Origin of the sequence: Streptomyces sp. NPDC127197 (assembly GCF_042672405.1) — a bacterium.
GTDB lineage: Bacteria > Actinomycetota > Actinomycetes > Streptomycetales > Streptomycetaceae > Streptomyces > Streptomyces flavusporus.
Genome location: NZ_JBHXVG010000037.1, coordinates 18,496 through 38,244, shown reverse-complemented (window position 1 = coordinate 38,244; position 19,749 = coordinate 18,496). Strand labels below are relative to the sequence as shown.

Sequence of the window (19,749 nt, the reverse complement as noted above, 5' to 3'; positions counted from 1 at the left end):
CGGAGTTCCTCCCGACCGTGTCCTCAGGCGCGGGTCGCCCACACGTAACGGTGCTCCGGGCGGCCCGCGTCGCCGTACTTGAGGGTCAGCGTGGCCCGTCCCGTGCGTTCCAGGAGCTTCAGATAGCGCTGAGCGGTCTGACGGCTCACCCCGGTCCGTTCGGCGATCTCCTGGGCCGACAGAGGGCCCTCGGCGTTCATCAGGGACTGCCGTACGAGCTCGGCGGTGGTGGGGGAGTGCCCTTTGGGCAGATCCGGCTCCGACGGCGCGGACAGCGCGCCGAAGATGCGGTCCACTTCGGCCTGTTCCGCCTCACCGCCGCTGTCGAGGGTCCGGCGCAGCTCCGCGTACGCCTCCAGCTTGGCGCGCAGCCCTGCGAAGGCGAACGGCTTGACCAGGTACTGCAGGGCGCCCTGCCGCATCGCCGCCTGGACCGTTGAGATGTCGCGAGCCGCCGTGACCATGATCACGTCCGTCTGGTGGCCGCGTCGGCGCATCTCCTGCACGACCGCGAGACCCGTCTCGTCGGGCAGGTAGTGGTCCATGAGGACCAGGTCCACCTGAGGCAGCGCCTCCAGCTGACACAACGCCTCGGCCGCGCTGTGCGCCTCTCCGGCGACACGAAAGCCCTGCACCTTCTCGACGTACGCGGCGTTCACCCGCGCAACCCTGGTGTCGTCGTCCACAACCAGGACCTCGATCATCGCGACTCCTCCTCGGCGGCGGCCGGTTGACCTGATGGCACGGTGAGGGCCGGCTCCGGGTCCGGTTCGGCCAGCGCCAGCGCCTCGGGCAGGACGACGGTGAACTCAGCGCCGCCGCCCGCCGCCTCGCCCACGGTGGCCGATCCGCCGTGGCGTTCCGCCAGCCTGCGGACCACGGCGAGCCCGATGCCCCGCTCACGGTGCGCCGGCGGCCGCTTCGTGGACCACCCTTCGGTGAAGATCAACTCTCGCAGCTCCGGCGGAACTCCGGGCCCCGTGTCCCGCACCGTGAGCACCGCGGTACGCCCCTCGGCGTGCAATTCGACCTCCACGCGCGCGTGCGGCGTGCCCGCGACGGCGTCGAGCGCATTGTCCACCAGGTTGCCGACGATCGTGACCAGCTCCCTGGCGTCGATCACCCGGTCCGGGAGCCGGGTGTGCCCCGAGATCCGCAGCGCGACGCCCCGCTCGGCGGCGACGGTCGCCTTGCCGACCAGCAGGGCGGCCAGCAGCGGGTCCTTGATCTTCTCGGTGACCTGTTCCGCAGTGTCCCGGTGGGCGCCGACGACCTCTCCGACGAACTCCACGGCGTCGTCGTACATCTCCAGTTCGAGCAGCCCCAGGAGGGTGTGCATACGGTTGGCGTACTCGTGGTCCTGGGCGCGCAGGGCGTCGATCAGGCCGCGTGTGGAGTCCAGCTCCCGGCCGAGCTCCTCCAGCTCGGTGCGGTCGCGCAGGGTGGCCACGGCGCCGCCGTCGCCAGTGGGCATGCGATTGGCCACCAGGACGCGCCGGCCGCGCACGGTGAGCAGGTCGGTGCCCGTGACCCGGCCCGCCAGCACATCGGCCGTACGTCCCGCGCCGAGCGCCTCGTCGGGGGAGCGGCCCACGGCCTGGTTCCCGATGCCCAGCAGACGCTGCGCCTCGTCGTTCAGCAGGCGGATGCGGCCGGTGCGGTCCAGGGCGACGACACCCTCCCGGATGCCGTGCAGCATCGCCTCGCGCTCCGCCAGCAGGCCCGCGATGTCCGAGAAGGCCAGGTCCCGGGTCTGCCGCTGGACCCGCCGGGAGATGAGCCAGGCGGCCAGCGCGCCGACGGCCAGGGCACCACCGGCGTACGCCAGCAGCTCGGGGATCGCGTGGATGAGCCGGGCGCGGACACTGTCGTAGGCGATACCGACCGAGACGGCTCCGACGATGTCCCCGTCGCCGTCGCGCAACGGCACCTTCCCGCGCGCGGAACGGCCCAGGGTGCCCTCGTCGATCTCCATGACCTCCTGGCCGGCCAGTGCCTCGCTGGGGTCCGTCGAGACGTGCCTGCCGATCTCCGCGGGTTCGGTGTGCGACCAGCGCACGCCCCACCGGTCCATCACCACCACGTACTCGGCCTTGGTGGCGTTCCGGATCCGTTCCGCCTCCCGCTGGACCGGCCCGTCGGCCGTCGCGGGCGTCCGCTGCAGCTCCTCGGCGAGCTGCGGCTGGGCCGCGGTGGTCTGCGCGATCGCGAGCGCTCGCCGCATGGCCTGGTCGTCCAGCTGGTCACTCAGGGGTGCGAGGAACAGTCCGGTGGCGAGCACCGCGACTCCCGCGGCGATCGCCACCTGCATCAGCAGCACCTGCGAGAACACCCGGCGTGGCAGGCCTAGGCGCAGGCGGCGCATGGGGTGAGTCCGGCTCATACCCATGACGGTACGTGGGGGAACGGTTCTGCCGTAGAGGGAGGTGTGGACCTCGCGTCCGGGCCGGCCCGGGCCACCCTCGGGCGGGCCGGGAGGTCAGCTCGCGAGCGCCGTCGGTGTCAGTTCGCGCACGGCCACCACGTCCATCCGCGCCGGGGCGCCGAGGACCGAGGTTCCGCAGCTCTCCGGGCGGGGCGGCAGGGACGCGCCCTGGGCCACCACGACCCGCCAGTGGCGTCCGTCGGCATGCGCCACGGTCACCTCCCAGCGAGGCGCCGCACCGTCCGTCCGTACTGCGTTCTCGGTCCGTACGACGCTCAGCGCGTCCGCCGCGAACTCGTGCACCGCCGTACGCACGGCCAGCTCGGCCGCCTGACCGGGCCGTTCCCAGGCCGAGCTCCCGCGGCACCCCTTCAGGACGATCCGGCCCCCCTGGACCCCGTGCAGGACCTCCTTGACGGTGTGGGCCTCGGCGCGGCCGTATGCGTAGCCGTACGGCAGGACGAGCACGGTCGGCGAGAAGCGATGACCGCCCAGATGAGTGACCTCCCAGATGCCCCCCACCCCGGAGGCGGCGAGCTCGGTCGCGAGGGGACGGCCGAGGAGGGCGCAGCAGCGGTCGCGCTTGCCGTTGGTGCAGACGAGCGCGAGCGGACCGCCGGTGTGCGGGCGGCCTTGAAGCGCGGTGTCGAAGGTGCGGTGGTCACCCGAACCGAGCGCGGTGAAGTCGAGGTCGAGCAACCGCTCCGGGTCGGCGGTCGTGGCCGTGTGCAGCCACGCGTTGCCCGGTGTGGTGTGGGCCGCGTACAGCCGGCGCACCGCCGGCGTGCCGCAGTCGGCGTGGCGCCCGGGACGGCGGATGAGCGCGATCCGTACGCCCGTGCCCTTGGCGGCCGCCTCCAGTGCGCGGCCCAGTGCGGGGTCCAGGTGGCTCGAAGTGAGCGCCCTGGCGCCCCACGGACCCGGCTGTTCCAGCAGGAGCCAGGTCCTTGCTGTGGCCGCGGTTCCGGAAATGGGCTCGTCGAAGTCCCGCGAGACGGTCGCGCACGTACTCACAGAGGTGAGCCTAACCTGACTTCGTTCAGGATGACTTCCGGCCCCGTTCGTGTCCTACTCCGGCAGGGGCTGCGGCGGCTTTGCGCCCACGTAGTGCCCACTGGGACGCATCCGCAACGGCCGCTCCCGGTACTCCTCCAGCGCGTGGGCGATCCAGCCCGCCGTACGGGCCACTGCGAAGATCGTCTCCCCGGCCGTGGCCGGCATCGCGCAGGACGTGGTGAGCACGGCCAGTGCCAGGTCGACGTTGGCGTGCAGCGGGGTGTGGCGGGCGGCGGTGGCCGCCACGTCCCGTGCGGCGGCCAGGGCGGGCGCTGCCTGGGGGATGTCCTCCAGGAGGCGGAACAGGGCACGCGCGCGTGGATCCTCGCCGGGATAGAGCCGGTGCCCGAGCCCCGGGATGCGGCGGCCGGCCCGGAGCTCCTCCGCGACCACGGGCGCTGCGTCGCCCTGGTCGAGGACGTCGAGCAGCATCCGATGGGCGAGCCCGCTGGCCGCCCCGTGCAGGGGGCCCTCGATCACGCCGAGCCCGGCGGAGACGGCGGCGTAGGCGTGTGCGCGGGCCGACGCCGCCACGCGCACCGCGAGCGTCGACGCGGCCAGGTCGTGGTCGACGAGCAGGCCGAGAGCGGTGTCCAGGGCGCGCAGCGACGCCTCGTCGGGGTCCCGCCCGCTGAGCCGCGCCCACAGGCGGTGCGCCAGCGGGCCCTCGCCGCGGTGGGTGCGTCGCACGGGCGGGAGTGCGGCGACGACGGTGGGGATCAGGACGCGTGCCGTACCCAGCACGGCTTCCTCGGAGAGGTCGAAGCGCAGGGGGTCCGCGGTTGCCGCGGCGATCACGGCGACGCGCAGCCGGTCGGTGGCGCCGGTGTGTTCGGGCAGGGCGTCGACGGCGCGGCGGGCGACGGAGACGGATGCCTCGGGTGCATCGAAAGTGACGCCCGGGCGCAGGTGTCCGGTCCACAGCCACTCGGCGATCTCCTCGTAGGAGTGGCGTGCGGCCAGCTCGGTCGCGTCGACACCCCGGAAGTAGTACCGGTCCTTGTCGATGAGCGTGATGCGGGTGCGTACGGACAGATCGGTGCCGGTGCCCGGATTCCCTCCGGTCTCCCGCCTGTTGCGCCGAGCGAGCGCCTCCACCTCGGCGGCGTCGAACGTGCTGCCCCGGCCGCCGGGCACGCGTTCGCTGCTGAGCTGACCGCGGCTCACGTAGGCGTACACGGTCTCGGGCTTCACGCCGAGCAGTTCGGCGGCCTCCTTGGTGCTCAGCCGCTGTTCCCGCCGGACGGGGTCCGGTTCTTGATCGTGCATGGGGTCACCGTATCCGCCTGGACGACACATTGATTGAGTCAATATTGACAGCAATTAGTCAAGCATAGACAGTCAAATCAAGTTCAGGGAGGAAATCATGTCCGTCAACAGGTCCGCAGCCACCTCTGTCGACGTACCGCGGGGACTCGCGGGTGTCGTCGTGACCGACACCCAGATCGGTGACGTACGGGGTCTCGAGGGCTTTTACCACTACCGCCAGTACTCCGCCGTCGAACTCGCACAATCCCGCGCGTTCGAGGACGTCTGGCATCTCCTGGTCCACGGCGAGCTGCCGGACGGCGAACGAGGTGCCGCCTTCGCTGCCGAGACGGCGGCGCTGCGGCGGTTGCCCGACGAGGTGTCGGCGGCGCTGCCCGCCATCGCGGCGGCCGGCGGACGTTCCGGCCCGCTCGCCGGGCTGCGTACGGCGCTGTCCCTGCTGGGCGCGGCGCAGGACTTCCCCCCCGTGTACGACATCGACGCGGACCGGCGCCGCGCGGACACCGTCGTGGCTGCCGCGGCGGTACCGACCGTACTCACGGCGTTGCACCGGCTGGGGAAGGGACTTGAGCCGGTGCCGCCCCGCGAGGACCTGCCGTATGCGGCGAACTACCTCTACATGTTGACGGGCTCGGAGCCGGACCCGCAGCGGGCGCGGGCGATCGAGCAATACCTGATCTCAACCATTGATCACGGATTCAATGCATCAACCTTCACCGCCAGGGTCATCGCGTCCACCGGCGCCGACGTCGCGGCATGTCTCGTGGGAGCGGTGGGAGCGCTGTCCGGCCCGCTGCACGGGGGTGCGCCCAGTCGGGCGCTGGACACGCTGGACGCGATCGGCACGGTGGACCGAATCGACTCGTGGATCCGGGAACGTGTCCTCGCCGGCGACCGCATCATGGGTTTCGGCCACCCCGTCTACCGTACGGAGGATCCTCGCTCCCGCATGCTGCGCGGCATTGCTCAGCAGTTCGGCGGTCCTCTGGTGGACTTCGCGGTGGAGGTCGAGCGCCGGGTGGAGGCGATCCTCGCCGAACTCAAGCCCGGCCGTGAACTGCACACCAACGTCGAGTTCTACGCGGGGGTGGTGATGGAGCTCTGCGGCTTGCCTCGCGAGATGTTCACACCGACTTTTGCGGCGGCGCGGGTGGTGGGCTGGAGCGCCAACATCCTGGAACAGGCGCAAGACCCGAAGATCATCCGCCCGGCGGCGCGGTACGTGGGGCCGGGGGCGCCGGTCAAGGTGCCGGAGGCGGCCTGACGAACGCGTGCGGCCTGGTGTCGTTCCGACGCCAGGCCTCATCGGTGGGGGGATCGAGCAGGCGCGGGATGCCGGTCTGCTCGCCCGACGGGCTCCGGTTCGCTCAACGGTTGCGGGCGGCCGGGGCGATGGACGGCACGAGTCTGGGGTGGACGCGATCTCGTGCGGTGATGTCAGGCGTCGGGGATGTCCGCCTTGGCGCGAATCAGGGTCTCCCGGCTCACGATCACGATGCGCTCGTAGTCCGCGCGGGAGGCGTCGGCAGGCAGTTCACGCTCCAGCGCCTCGGTGGCCTCCGTGCCGATGACGGCGAAATTGCCGTCGCTCAGCTCGAAGAGGTCAGGGCAGTTGGCTCCCGAGGTACTGCCACGGGCGCTCGGAGGCACACCGATGCGGCGCACGATCTTCAAGGGGTACCGGTCCTTACGGAGGTTCGGGCACTGTATCGCGCTGCATTCTGACAGGTGCGGCTGCCTCAAGGGGCCCAAACTCGCTCAGCAGGGCCGTGGTGTCCCAAGAGTTGACCCATGTGACATACGGCAGCGTGGTGATCATGCTCCCGTGATATCGGCCGTGCGTGTGATCAAGCGGTCACACGCTGCCCGGTCATCAGGTCGATGGCGGGTTGCCCACCACCCACCACTCGTCGGTGTCGGCTTCGTCGAGGTCTCTGATGAGACCGTCGACCATCAGCCCGATCCTCGCCTCGTCGGACGACTGCTTCAGAGTCGCGCGCTGGGCCCTCGAGGCCTCCCAGTACTCCCGGAGGAGGGGACTCTGGAAGATCTCGCGCAGGCGTCCGAACAGCTCCTCCTGGTCCAGGATTCCTGCTTCGTAGAGGTGGTAGAGGTTGACGTACCAGGCGTTCGCGTAGAAGAACTGGCGTCGCTTCTCCGCAGGGATGCTCTTGTCGTAGGTGTCGATCACCGCGGCCAGCGAGGGATCGTCGATCGCCTTGGACAACAGTTCCCAGTGCATGCGCTGCTGATGAGCGATCGTCGTGCGGCGGGACGCGAGTTCTTCCAGTTCCAGTCGCTTCACTTGCAGGCGGGCCTCCTCAAGACGCCGCTGGCGGGCAACCAGCGTCACCGTGGCGGTCGCGAGCATCAGACCGGCTGCGGCGGAGGCCAGCCTCCCCGCGGTGTTCTTCCGTGTGGTCATGTCAACCCCCGAATCAGGCGGCCGTCCGCCGGTCGTCGGGGTGCGGGTCGACTGGAGGGGACCGGCGAGCGGTGGGCGGCGCTTGCCGTCTCCCAGAGTGCCGAGCGGCTCTGATCGGCGGGGAGGCGGAGAGGAGGCGCACGGAAGGAAGCGAGGGTCGCACGAACCGGCGCCTTGCCGAACGTCTGCCCCGCAAGCGCTGCTAACAATCGTTCACTTCGCGGGGATTCTTCGTGCTCGTATCCTGGGGCGGCATTCAATCCTCGTAGGGTGCGCCGGACCGCGAACCGGTGCACGCGTAGGCGTGAGAGAGGTCGCACGGTGGGGGAGCACCCGAGCCCGCAGCAGATCCCGGTCGTCGTACTCGCCGGATTCCTGGGCTCCGGCAAGACGACGCTCCTCAACCATCTCCTCCACCGCAGCGGCGGCAGCCGTATCGGCGCGATCGTGAACGACTTCGGGGCCATCGAGATCGACGCGATGGCCGTGGCCGGTGCGCTGGGGGACTCCACGGTCTCCCTGGGCAACGGGTGCCTGTGCTGTGCCGTCGACGCCAGTGAGCTGGATGTCTACCTCGAACGGCTGGCACGGCCCGGCGCCGGTATCGACGTCATCGTCATCGAGGCCAGCGGACTCGCCGAGCCACAGGAGCTGGTGCGCATGGTGCTGGCCAGCGAGAATCCCCGCGTGGTCTACGGCGGCCTCGTCGAGGTCGTGGACGCCGCCGAGTTCGACGACACCCGTGCGAAGCACCCCGAGATCGACCGGCACCTCGGCCTGGCCGACCTCGTCGTGGTCAACAAGATCGACAGGACGCCCGGCGCCGGACACGCCCTCGCCCTCGTCCGCTCCCTCACCGACGGTGCCGCCGTCGTCCCGGCGACGTACGGCCGCATCGATCCGGAGTTCCTCTTCGACTGCCGACCGTCGCAGGAGCGCATCGGGCAGCTGTCCTTCGACGACCTGCACGACCACGATCACGAGGACGAGCACGGCGACCATCTGCACACCGCCTACGACAGCCTGTCCTTCGTCTCCGAAGCGCCGCTGAACCCGCGCAGGTGGATGGAGTTCCTCGACAGCCGGCCCGAGGGGCTGTACCGGATCAAGGGGTACGTCGACTTCGGCGCCCATGACCCCCGCAACCGCTACCTCGTGCACGCCGTCGGCCGGTTCCTGCGCTTCTACCCCGAGCCCTGGGCCACCGGCGCGGACCGTGTCACCCAGCTCGTCCTCATCGGCTCCGACATCGACGCCCACACCCTCGGCAAGGAACTTCAGGCGTGCAAGAGCGACGCCTCACACGCCGACGAGCAAGGCATGTGGGGCGTCCTGCGCTACGTCCAGAACTCCGAGGAACCGGATTCCGGCGATCCGTCCGAACCGTCGTCCTAAACCGGCCCCGCCACCGACGCCACCGGCTTCGCCAGCGACACTCCCGAGCCGTCCCGGCGCGGGTCGAGCTCGGGGAGGTCGGTCGGCGAGCCGTTCTTCTGCGCGGCCCGCGCCGGGGTGGCGCCCGCCCAGGCGAAGGACAGGCAGTCCTCGCCCTTCAGGAACCGCTGGCAGCGTACGCCGCCGGTGGCGCGGCCCTTGCGCGGGTACTGGTCGAACGGGGTCAGCTTCGCGGTCGTCTGGACGGAGTCGTCCAGCGTGCCGCGCGAGCCTGCGACCGTGAAGACGACCGCCTCTGCCGCCGGGTCGACCGCGGTGAAGGAGATGACCTTGGCACCGTCCGTCAGCTTGATGCCCGCCATACCGCCTGCCGGGCGGCCCTGGGGGCGGACCTGCGAGGCCTGGAAGCGCAGCAGCTGCGCGTCGTCCGTGATGAAGACCAGGTCCTCCTCGCCGGTGCGCAGCTCGACCGCGCCGACGATCCGGTCGCCCTCCTTGAGCGTGATGACCTCCAGCTCGTCCTTGTTGGCCGGGTAGTCGGGGACCACGCGCTTGACGACGCCCTGTTCCGTGCCGAGTGCCAAGCCGGGGGAGGACTCGTCGAGCGTGGTCAGACAGACGACCGTCTCGTCGTCCTCCAGGGAGACGAACTCGGCGAGCGGCGCGCCTCCGGAGAGGTTCGGGGCCGTCGCCGTGTCCGGGAGCTGCGGAAGGTCGACGACGTTGATCCGGAGCAGGCGGCCGGCCGAGGTGACCGCACCCACCTCGCCGCGGGCCGTGGCCGGCACCGCCGAGACGATCACGTCGTGCTTGGTGCGCCGGGCGTCGGCGTCCTCTGCGAACGGCTCGCCGTTCGCCGTGCGGGCCAGCAGGCCCGTCGAGGACAGCAGCACCCGGCACGGGTCGTCCGCCACCTGGAGCGGTACGGCCGCGGCCGGGGTCGCCGCGGACTCCAGCAGGACCGTACGCCGCTCGGTGCCGAACTTCTTGGCCACCGCAGCCAGTTCGGAGGAGACCAGCTTGCGCAGCTCCGCGTCCGACTCGAGGATCCGGGTCAGCTCCGCGATCTCCGCGGTGAGCCGGTCCTTCTCGGCGTCCAGCTCGATGCGGTCGTACTTGGTGAGGCGGCGCAGCGGTGTGTCCAGGATGTACTGGGTCTGGATCTCGCTCAGCGCGAAACGCTCCATCAGGCGTTCCTTCGCCTGCGCGGAGTTCTCGCTGGAGCGGATCAGGCGGATCACCTCGTCGATGTCCACCAGCGCCGTGAGCAGGCCCTCGACCAGGTGCAGCCGGTCGCGCTTCTTGCCGCGGCGGAACTCCGAGCGGCGGCGCACGACCTCGAAGCGGTGGTCGAGATAAACCTCCAGGAGCTCCTTCAGGCCCAGCGTGAGGGGCTGGCCGTCCACCAGCGCGACGTTGTTGATGCCGAAGGACTCCTCCATGGGCGTCAGCTTGTAGAGCTGCTCAAGGACCGCCTCCGGCACGAAACCGTTCTTGATCTCGATCACCAGGCGCAGCCCGTGCTCACGGTCGGTGAGGTCCTTGACGTCGGCGATGCCCTGGAGCTTCTTCGAGCCGACCAGGTCCTTGATCTTCGCGATCACCTTCTCCGGACCGACGGCGAAGGGCAGCTCGGTGACGACGAGGCCCTTGCGGCGCGCCGTCACGTCCTCCACGGACACCGTCGCCCGCATCTTGAACGTGCCGCGGCCCGTCTCGTAGGCGTCGCGGACCCCGGACAGGCCGACGATCCGGCCTCCGGTGGGCAGGTCGGGGCCCGGGACGTGGCGCATCAGGGCGTCGAGATCGGCGTTCGGGTGCCTGATCAGGTGGCGGGCGGCCGCGACGACCTCGCGCAGGTTGTGCGGCGGCATGTTGGTCGCCATACCGACCGCGATGCCCGAGGAGCCGTTGACCAGCAGGTTCGGGAAGGCGGCGGGCAGGGCCACCGGCTCCTGCTCCTGGCCGTCGTAGTTCGGGGTGAAGTCGACCGTGTCCTCGTCGATCGACTCCGTCATCAGGCTCGTGGCCTCGGCCATGCGGCACTCGGTGTACCGCATCGCGGCCGGCGGGTCGTCGTTGCCCAGCGAGCCGAAGTTGCCGTGGCCGTCGACCAGCGGCACACGCATGGAGAAGGGCTGGGCCATGCGCACCAGGGCGTCGTAGATGGAGGCGTCGCCGTGGGGGTGCAACTTACCCATGACCTCGCCGACGACGCGGGCGCACTTCACATAGCCGCGGTCGGGGCGTACGCCCATCTCGTTCATCTGGTAGACGATGCGGCGGTGGACGGGCTTGAGACCGTCACGGGCGTCCGGCAGGGCCCGGGAGTAGATGACCGAGTACGCGTACTCGAGGAAGGAGCCCTGCATTTCGTCCACGACGTCGATGTCGAGGATCCGCTCCTCGTACGAGTCGTCGGGCGGCGGGGTCTTCGTGCTGCGGCGGGCCATCGCTGCCGGCTCCTCCTGGTTTCTGGTCGCTCGCCTACGGGGGCGCTCAGGTCGCTGTCGCGCCCCTTCGGCTCACGCTTGCTGAAGCGTTCGACGGATCTGACGCGGTCCATTGTGGACCGCGCCACTGACAACGCGGACCCTGGACCCCGTCGTCGGCTGCCCGGCCCCGCGCTGCCCGCAGGCTACGCCTCGCGCCGGGTGACCCGCTTCTCGCTCTCGGCGTACGGGCTCCGGGAACTTCACACCTGGTCGGCGCGCTTGCATACAGTGGCAGGACGGCAAGAAATCGGCGGTTTCACCGACCGCACCGCGATCGAAGGGACGTACATGCCCATGGGTCACACGGCCACAGCCCAGGCAGGCTCCGGCGGCCTGACAGCGACCGAGCACCGCCTGGCCAATGGCCTGCGCGTGGTGCTCTCCGAGGACCACCTGACCCCGGTCGCGGCGGTGTGCCTCTGGTACGACGTCGGCTCGCGCCACGAGGTCAAGGGACGTACCGGTCTGGCTCACCTTTTCGAGCACCTGATGTTCCAGGGCTCCGCGCAGGTGAAGGGCAACGGGCACTTCGAGCTGGTGCAGGGCGCCGGCGGCTCGCTGAACGGCACCACCAGCTTCGAGCGCACCAACTACTTCGAGACCATGCCCACCCACCAGCTGGAGCTCGCCCTCTGGCTGGAGGCCGACCGGATGGGCTCGCTGCTCGCGGCCCTCGACGACGAGTCCATGGAGAACCAGCGGGACGTCGTCAAGAACGAGCGCCGTCAGCGCTACGACAACGTTCCCTACGGAACCGCTTTCGAGAAGCTGACCGCCCTCGCCTACCCGGAGGGCCACCCGTACCACCACACGCCCATCGGCTCGATGGCCGACCTGGACGCCGCGACCCTGGAGGACGCACGCGCGTTCTTCCGCACGTATTACGCGCCCAACAACGCGGTGCTGTCCGTCGTCGGTGACATCGACCCGGAGCAGACGCTCGCCTGGATCGAGAAGTACTTCGGCTCCATCCCCTCCCACGACGGCAAGCCCGCCCCGCGCGACGGCGCGCTGCCCGAGATCATCGGCGAGCAGCTGCGCGAGATCGTCGAGGAGGAGGTCCCGGCGCGCGCCCTGATGGCCGCCTACCGGCTCCCGCACGACGGCACGCGCGCGTGCGACGCGGCCGACCTGGCCCTCACCGTCCTCGGCGGCGGCGAGTCGTCCCGCCTCTACAACCGGCTCGTACGGCGTGACCGTACGGCCGTGGCGGCCGGGTTCGGCCTGCTGCGGCTGGCCGGAGCGCCCTCCCTGGGATGGCTGGACGTGAAGACCTCCGGTGACGTCGAGGTGCCGGTCATCGAGGCCGCCATCGACGAGGAGCTCGCCCGGTTCGCCGAGGAGGGCCCCACGGCCGAGGAAATGGAGCGCGCCCAGGCCCAGTTGGAGCGCGAGTGGCTGGACCGGCTCGGCACGGTCGCCGGCCGCGCCGACGAACTGTGCCGGTACGCCGTGCTGTTCGGCGACCCGCAGCTGGCCCTGACCGCCGTCCAGCGCGTGCTGGACGTCACGGCCGAAGAGGTCCAGGAGGTCGCCAAGGCCCGCCTGCGCCCCGACAACCGCGCGGTGCTCGTCTACGAGCCGACCGCCGCCGACGCCACCGAAGCCACCGACGACAACAACGAGGAGGCGGCCCAGTGACCGAGCTCGCCACGATGGAGTTCCACCCCCAGCCCCGGGCGGGCGAGGCCAGGCCGTGGGCCTTCCCGGCGCCCACGCGCGGGACGCTCGACAACGGCCTGACGGTCCTGCGCTGCCACCGCCCCGGCCAGCAGGTCGTCGCCGTCGAGGTGCTCCTGGGCGCGCCCCTGGAGGCCGAGCCGACCGGCCTCGACGGCGTCGCCACGATCATGGCGCGGGCCTTCTCCGAGGGCACCGACAAGCACTCCGCCGAGGAGTTCGCCGCCGAGCTGGAGCGCTGCGGCGCCACCCTCGACTCGCACGCCGACCACCCCGGCGTCCGCCTGAGCCTGGAGGTCCCCGCCTCCCGTCTGGCCAAGGCCCTCGGCCTGCTCGCCGACGCCCTCAGGGCGCCCGCATTCGCCGACAGCGAGGTCGAGCGGCTCGTGCGCAACCGCCTCGACGAGATCCCGCACGAGCTGGCCAATCCGTCCCGCCGTGCCGCCAAGGAGCTCTCCAAGGAGCTGTTCCCGGCGACCTCGCGCATGTCGCGCCCGCGCCAGGGCACCGAGGAGACGGTCGCCGCCATCGACTCCGCGGCCGTGCGCGCCTTCTACGAGAAGCACGTCCGGCCCGCCACGGCCAGCGCAGTCGTCGTCGGCGACCTCACCGGCGTCGACCTCGACGCGCTGCTCGGTGACACCCTGGGCGCCTGGACCGGTGCCCCGGCCCAGCCGCGCCCCGTGCCGCCGGTGACCGCCGACGACACCGGCCGGGTCGTCATCGTGGACCGCCCCGGCGCCGTGCAGACCCAGCTGCTGATCGGCCGCGTCGGCTCCGACCGGCACGACCGCGTGTGGCCTGCCCAGGTGCTCGGCACGTATTGCCTGGGCGGCACCCTCACCTCCCGCCTGGACCGTGTCCTGCGCGAGGAGAAGGGCTACACCTACGGAGTGCGCGCGTTCGGCCAGGTGCTGCGCTCGGCGCCCGACGGCAGCGGCGCCGCGATGCTCGCCATCAGCGGCTCCGTCGACACGCCGAACACCGGTCCCGCCCTGCAGGACCTCTGGACGGTGCTGCGCACACTCGCCGAGCAGGGTCTGACCGATCCCGAGCGGGACGTCGCCGTACAGAACCTCGTCGGGGTGGCGCCGCTCAAGTACGAGACCGCGGCGGCCGTCGCGAGCACGCTGGCCGACCAGGTCGAGCAGCACCTGCCCGACGACTACCAGGCGACGCTGTACCAGCAGCTCGCCGCGACGGGCACCGTCGAGGCCACCGCGGCGGTCGTCAACGCCTTCCCGGTGGACCGTCTCGTGACCGTCCTCGTCGGCGATGCGGCGCAGATCAAGGAGCCTGTCGCGGCCCTCGGCATCGGCGAAGTCACCGTCGTCACGGCCGAGTAGAAGGCCTGACAGCGGCACGCGCGCGTAGGGGCCCTGGTGACGAAAGAGTCACCAGGGCCCCTTTATGTCCCAATTGAGGGAGAGGCTGCCTGTCTGACCTGTGGCATGCGCTACAAAAGCCGTGTTCTGTTTGGGGATTGAAAGATGCCCCGTTTAGCGTCTTCCGGGCTGTCCGTCAGGCAGTGCGCCGCGCCCGCGGCACCGGACAGCCATCGCCGAGTCCCCGAACGGCGCGAGCCAGGGGAGCCGGGGACCCAACGATGCAGTCCCTGGGGTGAATCGGACGCCCGCGCGCAGCGAGGGGGTCCGTAGGAGACCTTCCTGCTCCGAACCCGTCAGCTAACCCGGTAGGCGAGAAGGAAGGAAAGGACCAGCCACTTCATGGCGTTCACCCGCGCCACCGGGAAGCATCGTCGTCCCAGCCGGATACAGCGCAGCACCGCCCGCGCCGCGGGCGTCGCCGCGCTCACCACCACCGGCGTCGTCGGCACCCTGGCCGCCCCCGCGCTCGCCGCCGAGCCGGCGCTCGAGCAGACCGGCCTGCTGCCGGTCGTCACCATCGGCGACTCGGTCGCCGACCAGATCGACGCTCAGGCGGCCGCCCAGCAGCAGGCCGCCGAGGAGGCCGCCGCCGAGAAGGCGGCCGAAGCGGCCGCCGAGAAGCGCGCGGAGGAGCGGGCCAAGGAGGCGCGCGAGGCCAAGGAGCGGGCCGCCCGTGAGGCCGAGCGCAAGCGACTCAACACCTATGTGCTGCCCATCACCGGCTCCTATGTCTCCACCGGCTACCAGTCCGGCGGCTCCCTGTGGTCCTCCGGCAGCCACACCGGTGTCGACTTCCACGCCACGAGCGGCACGCCCGTCCACGCGGTCGGCTCCGGCACCGTCGTCGAGGCCGGCTGGGGCGGGGCGTACGGCAATCAAGTCGTGATCAAGATGAACGACGGTACGTACACCCAGTACGGCCACCTGTCGTCCATCGCCGTCTCGGTCGGCCAGACGGTCACCCCGGGACAGCAGATCGCCCTCTCCGGCGCCACCGGCAACGTCACCGGAGCACACCTGCACTTCGAGGCCCGTACGACCGCCGAGTACGGCTCGGACATCGACCCCCTGGCCTACCTCCGCTCGCACGGTGTGAGCGTCTGACGACAGGCGGCTGCGCTGCCCGAAGCCCTGGCTCCCCGAGCCGGGGCTTTCGGCGTTTCAGGGGTCTGTTTGTCCAAAAAATATCCATGGATTCCGGCCCGCCATCGGAAATTCCGGCTCTTTGCAATAGAGTCACTGAACACACGTCAATCGTCGACGTTTCACGGGGATTAAGGCGGAGGTCGGTCATGCGTATTCCGGCGCACTCGGTGTGCACGGCGATCCGGGACGACATCGTCGCGGGTGTCTACGAGCGTGGCGGCCGGCTCACCGAGGAACTCCTCGCGCGCCGCTACGGCGTCTCGCGCGTCCCCGTCCGGGAGGCCCTGCGCACCCTGGAAGCGGAGGGTTTCGTGGTGACCCGGCGGCACGCGGGCGCGTGCGTCGCGGAGCCCACCGAGCAGGAGGCCTCCGACCTGCTGGAGATGCGCATGCTGCTGGAGCCGCTCGGCGCCGCCCGGGCCGCCCAGCGGCGCACCGAGGCCCATCTGAAGGTCCTGCGCGGTCTCGTCCGGCTGGGCCAGGAGCGGGCGAGGAGGGGCAACAGCGAGGATCTGCGCTCGCTGGGCGGCTGGTTCCACGAGACGCTCGCCCAGGCCTCCGGCAGCCCCGCGCTGATCGCGATGCTGACCCAGCTGCGGCACAAGATCGCCTGGATGTACGCCGTGGAGGCGCCGGCCAGCCCCGCGGAGTCCTGGACGGAGCACGGCGCGATCGTGGACGCCGTGGCGCGCGGCGACGGCGAGCGCGCGCGGGCCATCACGGCGCTGCACACCGAGCGCGCGACCGCCGCGCACCGGCTCCGGTTCGTCGGCGGCCAGGATCGCACCGACCGTGTGAGGACTTCGCAACACCCCGTAAACATGTCCAGCCTGCGGCATTAACATATGCGCCGTATACAAAGAGGAGATATTCGGTGGCGGTGTATTTCCGCTGCCCTTTTCTGGCGCGCCGGGAATTAACGTCCGCGCGTCACAGGTGTGCCCGCGTGAATTGCGTCACGCCCGCCGTGGAAAAGGCGTGAGGCTGCTGCGGGAAAGACGCGAAGCCGCTGGCGGCAAACGCATGAGCCCGCTGCGGAAATGGCGAAGCCGCGCCGCCCGGGAAGGGCGACGCGGCTTCACTGACCGCTGTGCGGGCGGTCAGACGGTCTCGGGCAGCTCCTCGAGGCCCTCGGAGACCAGCTTGGCCAGGCGGTCGAGGGCCGCGTCGGCGCCGTCGGCGTCGGAGGCCAGGACGATCTCCTCGCCGCCCTCGGCGCCCAGGCTGAGAACGGCCAGCATGGAGGCCGCGTTGACGGGGTTGCCCCCGGCCTTGGCGATCGTCACCGGGACGCCTGCGGCCGTGGCGGCTCGGACGAAGATGGAGGCGGGGCGGGCGTGGAGGCCCTCGGCCCAGCCGACGTTGACGCGGCGCTCAGCCATGTGATGCTGCCCTTCAGGTGTTCAGGGTTGTCTAGACCAGTTTCCCATATCGTGAAGCATGCCCGGTGCGGTCCTTCGTCCCGTCCGGAGGTGGCGTCGGACCGCGGCCTCGGTCCGACTCCCGTCCTTGCACAGACTGCCTCGCGCCGTTGTCGTACGCGAGCCGTACTCTGGGGCGCATGCAGAGCTCGTCGGAGCGGCACGAGTACCCCGCCCACTGGGAAGCCGACGTGGTGCTGCGCGACGGCGGCACCGCGCGCATCCGCCCCATCACCGTTGATGACGCCGAGCGCCTGGTCAGCTTCTACGAGCAGGTCTCGGACGAGTCGAAGTACTACCGCTTCTTCGCGCCCTACCCGCGCCTGTCCGCCAAGGACGTCCACCGCTTCACTCACCACGACTTTGTGGACCGGGTGGGACTCGCGGCCACCATCGGCGGCGAGTTCATCGCCACCGTACGCTATGACCGCATAGGCGCCGACGGCCTGCCCGCCTCCGCGCCTGCCGACGAGGCCGAGGTCGCCTTCCTGGTGCAGGACGCCCACCAGGGCCGCGGTGTCGCCTCCGCCCTCCTGGAACACATCGCCGCCGTCGCCCGTGAACGCGGCATCCGCCGCTTCGCCGCCGAGGTGCTGCCCGCCAACAGCAAGATGATCAAGGTGTTCACGGACGCCGGATACACCCAGAAGCGCAGCTTCGAGGACGGCGTCGTACGCCTGGAGTTCGACCTCGAACCCACGGACCGTTCGCTCGCCGTGCAACGCGCGCGGGAGCAGCGCGCCGAGGCACGGTCGGTACGGCGGCTGCTGGCGCCCGGCTCCATCGCCGTCGTCGGCACGGGCCGCACGCCCGGCGGCGTGGGCCGCAGCGTCCTCGGCAACATCCGGGAGGCCGGCTTCACCGGCAGTCTGTACGCCGTGAACAGGGCCCTGCCCGAGGGCGTCAAGGAACTCGACGGCGTGCCGGCGTACCGCTCGGTGCGCGACATCGACGGGCCCGTCGACCTCGCCGTCGTTGCCGTCCCCGCGGAGTACGTGCCCGAGGTGGTCACCGAGTGCGGCGAGCACGGAGTGCAGGGCCTCGTCGTGATCTCCGCCGGCTACGCCGAGAGCGGCCCCGACGGACGGGATCGCCAGCGTGCGCTCGTGCGGCACGCGCGCGCGTACGGCATGCGGATCATCGGGCCGAACGCCTTCGGAATCATCAACACCTCCCCGGACGTCCGCCTCAACGCCTCTCTGGCCCCCGAGATGCCGCGCCCCGGACGGATCGGGCTCTTCGCGCAGTCCGGGGCCATCGGCATCGCACTGCTGTCCCGGCTGCACCGGCGTGGCGGCGGAGTCACCGGGGTCACGGGTGTGTCGACGTTCGTCTCGTCCGGCAACCGGGCGGACGTGTCCGGCAACGACGTACTCCAGTACTGGTACGACGATCCGGACACCGACGTCGTCCTGATGTACCTGGAGTCCATCGGCAACCCGCGCAAGTTCACCCGCCTCGCGCGACGGACGGCGGCGGCGAAGCCGCTCGTCGTGGTGCAGGGCGCGCGCCACGGAGGTGCCGCGCCGCAGGGCCACGCCGTACGGGCGACGCGGCTGCCGCACGCCACCGTGTCCGAGCTGCTGCGGCAGGCCGGCGTGATCCGGGTGGACACGATCACCGAGCTGGTCGACGCGGGGCTGCTGCTGGCGCGGCAGCCACTGCCGGCGGGGCCGCGGGTGGCGATCCTGGGGAACTCCGAGTCGCTGGGGCTGCTGACGTACGACGCGTGTCTGTCCGAGGGGTTGCGGCCGCATCCTCCGCTGGACCTCACGACGGGGGCTTCGGCGGAGGACTTCCAGGCGGCGTTGTCGCGGGCGCTGGCGGACGACACGTGCGACTCCGTCGTGGTGACCGCGATACCGGCGATCGGGGAGGCGTCGGTGGGGGATGCGGCGTTGGCGGAGGCATTGCGGTCGGCTGCGGCTGCGGCTCCTTCCAAGCCGGTGCTGGTGGTGCATGTGGAGCTCGGGGGGCTGGCGGAGGCGTTGTCGGCTGCGGCGAGTACTGCGCCACAGGCCTCTTCCAGTGGTCCTGGCGTTGCTGCTGGGCGGGGGTGGGTCGCGCGGCCCGGCGCTGGCGGGGCGCCTCCCCCAGAGGGGGGACCCCCAGCGCCCACCCGTGCCGCCCCGGGCGGCACGACTGCCCGCGGCTGGGAAGGACATATCCCTGCCTACCCCGCGGCCGAGCGTGCCGTCCGTGCACTCGCCGAAGTCGTCAAGTACGCGCAGTGGCGGCGGGACGCCGCCGAGCCCGGGAAGGTGCCCGAGTACGAGGACATCGACGAGAAGGGCGCCGCCGAGCTGATCGGCGGGCTGCTCGCGCGCGGGCAGGGGCTCACGCTCGGTACGGAGGAGACGTGCGAGCTGCTCGGGAAGTACGGGATCAGCGTCCACCGCGCCCTGCCCGCCCCCACCCCCGACGCCGCGGCAGCAGCCGCCCGCACCCTCGGCTACCCCGTGGCCCTCAAGGCCACCGCCCCGCACCTGCGTCACCGTGCGGACCTCGGCGGCGTACGCCTGGATCTGGCGGACGATGAGCAACTGCGACGGGCGTACACCGAGTTGACGGAGCTGTTCGGGACGCCCGAGGAGCTGCGGCCGGTGGTACAGCGGATGGCCCCGCGCGGCGTGGACACGGTCGTACGGACGGTGATCGATCCGGCGGCCGGAGCGGTGCTCTCCTTCGGGCTGGCCGGGGCGGCCTCCCAGCTGCTCGGCGACACGGCGCACCGGCTGATCCCGGTCACCGACCGCGAGGCGACCTCGCTGATCCGTTCGATCCGTACGGCACCGCTGCTGTTCGGCTGGCGCGGTTCGACGCCCGTCGACACCCCCGCCCTGGAGGAGCTGTTGCTGCGTGTGTCCCGGCTGGTCGACGACCATCCCGAGGTGGTCGCGGTCACCTTGGAGCCGGTCGTCGTCGCCCCGCACGGTCTGAGCGTGCTCGGCGCCTCCGTACGCCTGGCCCCGCCCCCCGCCCGGGACGACCTCGGCCCGCGGACGCTCCCGGTGTACTGAGGGGCCCGGGGTGACCGAGCGGTGCCTCG

Annotated in this window: 15 protein-coding genes and 1 riboswitch; of the genes, 7 read left to right on the top strand and 8 right to left on the bottom strand. The window is 71.1% G+C overall.

Annotated elements, in window-relative coordinates:
- Window positions 1-23 precede the first annotated feature (23 nt).
- The 4 genes from ACFVJQ_RS36675 to ACFVJQ_RS36660 all read right to left on the bottom strand — a co-directional run bounded on the left by ACFVJQ_RS36675 (window position 24) and on the right by ACFVJQ_RS36660 (window position 4,750).
- Window positions 24-704, bottom strand: coding sequence for a response regulator (locus ACFVJQ_RS36675; protein ID WP_385516316.1), 681 nt, complete (start codon window positions 702-704; stop codon window positions 24-26).
- Window positions 701-2,383, bottom strand: coding sequence for an ATP-binding protein (locus ACFVJQ_RS36670; protein ID WP_385790009.1), 1,683 nt, complete (start codon window positions 2,381-2,383; stop codon window positions 701-703). The genes ACFVJQ_RS36675 and ACFVJQ_RS36670 overlap by 4 nt, the downstream gene beginning before the upstream one ends.
- A 96-nt stretch (window positions 2,384-2,479) precedes the next feature.
- A complete protein-coding gene (locus ACFVJQ_RS36665; RefSeq protein ID WP_385516318.1) occupies window positions 2,480-3,439 on the bottom strand; it encodes a sucrase ferredoxin in 960 nt (319 codons plus the stop codon).
- Between the two features lie 54 nt (window positions 3,440-3,493).
- Entirely contained in the window at window positions 3,494-4,750 is a 1,257-nt protein-coding gene (locus ACFVJQ_RS36660; RefSeq protein WP_385516319.1) for a citrate synthase, read from the bottom strand.
- A gap of 97 nt (window positions 4,751-4,847) precedes the next feature.
- On the opposite strand from ACFVJQ_RS36660, the gene ACFVJQ_RS36655 reads away from it, so the two are divergent.
- A complete protein-coding gene (locus tag ACFVJQ_RS36655; RefSeq protein WP_385790007.1) occupies window positions 4,848-6,014 on the top strand; it encodes a citrate synthase/methylcitrate synthase in 1,167 nt (388 codons plus the stop codon).
- A gap of 173 nt (window positions 6,015-6,187) precedes the next feature.
- Here ACFVJQ_RS36655 and ACFVJQ_RS36650 read toward each other — a convergent pair whose 3' ends face one another.
- A complete protein-coding gene (locus tag ACFVJQ_RS36650) occupies window positions 6,188-6,424 on the bottom strand; it encodes a hypothetical protein (RefSeq protein WP_129801056.1) in 237 nt (78 codons plus the stop codon).
- Between the two features lie 199 nt (window positions 6,425-6,623).
- Window positions 6,624-7,175, bottom strand: a complete 552-nt coding sequence (locus ACFVJQ_RS36645; RefSeq protein WP_129801055.1) for a DUF6082 family protein — start codon at window positions 7,173-7,175, stop codon at window positions 6,624-6,626.
- Window positions 7,176-7,496: 321 nt separating this feature from the next.
- Between ACFVJQ_RS36645 and ACFVJQ_RS36640 the strand changes: the two genes are divergently transcribed.
- Window positions 7,497-8,570 (top strand): CobW family GTP-binding protein, encoded by a 1,074-nt coding sequence (locus ACFVJQ_RS36640; RefSeq protein WP_385790004.1) that lies wholly within the window; start codon window positions 7,497-7,499, stop codon window positions 8,568-8,570.
- Here the strand turns inward: ACFVJQ_RS36640 and ACFVJQ_RS36635 are convergent.
- Entirely contained in the window at window positions 8,567-11,023 is a 2,457-nt protein-coding gene (locus tag ACFVJQ_RS36635) for a DNA topoisomerase (ATP-hydrolyzing) subunit A (RefSeq protein ID WP_385516322.1), read from the bottom strand. The two genes, ACFVJQ_RS36640 and ACFVJQ_RS36635, sit on opposite strands and share 4 nt — an antisense overlap.
- A gap of 330 nt (window positions 11,024-11,353) precedes the next feature.
- On the opposite strand from ACFVJQ_RS36635, the gene ACFVJQ_RS36630 reads away from it, so the two are divergent.
- The 4 genes from ACFVJQ_RS36630 (at window position 11,354) to ACFVJQ_RS36615 (ending at window position 16,121) form a co-directional block, all read left to right on the top strand.
- On the top strand, window positions 11,354-12,706 hold the full coding sequence (locus tag ACFVJQ_RS36630; protein WP_385516340.1) for a M16 family metallopeptidase: 1,353 nt from the start codon (window positions 11,354-11,356) through the stop codon (window positions 12,704-12,706).
- Window positions 12,703-14,091 (top strand): M16 family metallopeptidase, encoded by a 1,389-nt coding sequence (locus ACFVJQ_RS36625; RefSeq protein ID WP_385516323.1) that lies wholly within the window; start codon window positions 12,703-12,705, stop codon window positions 14,089-14,091. Before ACFVJQ_RS36630 ends, ACFVJQ_RS36625 begins: the two co-directional genes overlap by 4 nt.
- Window positions 14,092-14,294: 203 nt before the next feature.
- A riboswitch (cyclic di-AMP (ydaO/yuaA leader) is annotated at window positions 14,295-14,459 on the top strand.
- A 13-nt stretch (window positions 14,460-14,472) separates the two neighbouring features.
- Window positions 14,473-15,237 carry a M23 family metallopeptidase gene (locus ACFVJQ_RS36620; protein ID WP_385790001.1) on the top strand — a complete coding sequence of 255 codons (765 nt, stop codon included), beginning with the start codon at window positions 14,473-14,475 and terminating at the stop codon, window positions 15,235-15,237.
- Between the two features lie 188 nt (window positions 15,238-15,425).
- A complete protein-coding gene (locus ACFVJQ_RS36615; RefSeq protein ID WP_385516325.1) occupies window positions 15,426-16,121 on the top strand; it encodes a GntR family transcriptional regulator in 696 nt (231 codons plus the stop codon).
- 258 nt (window positions 16,122-16,379) lie between these two features.
- Here ACFVJQ_RS36615 and ACFVJQ_RS36610 read toward each other — a convergent pair whose 3' ends face one another.
- Complete coding sequence (locus tag ACFVJQ_RS36610; RefSeq protein ID WP_224735582.1) at window positions 16,380-16,661, bottom strand: HPr family phosphocarrier protein; 282 nt, start codon at window positions 16,659-16,661, stop codon at window positions 16,380-16,382.
- 179 nt (window positions 16,662-16,840) lie between these two features.
- Here ACFVJQ_RS36610 and ACFVJQ_RS36605 point away from each other — a divergent pair, with 179 nt between their 5' ends.
- A complete protein-coding gene (locus ACFVJQ_RS36605; RefSeq protein ID WP_385789999.1) occupies window positions 16,841-19,720 on the top strand; it encodes a GNAT family N-acetyltransferase in 2,880 nt (959 codons plus the stop codon).
- Window positions 19,721-19,749: the final 29 nt, after the last annotated feature.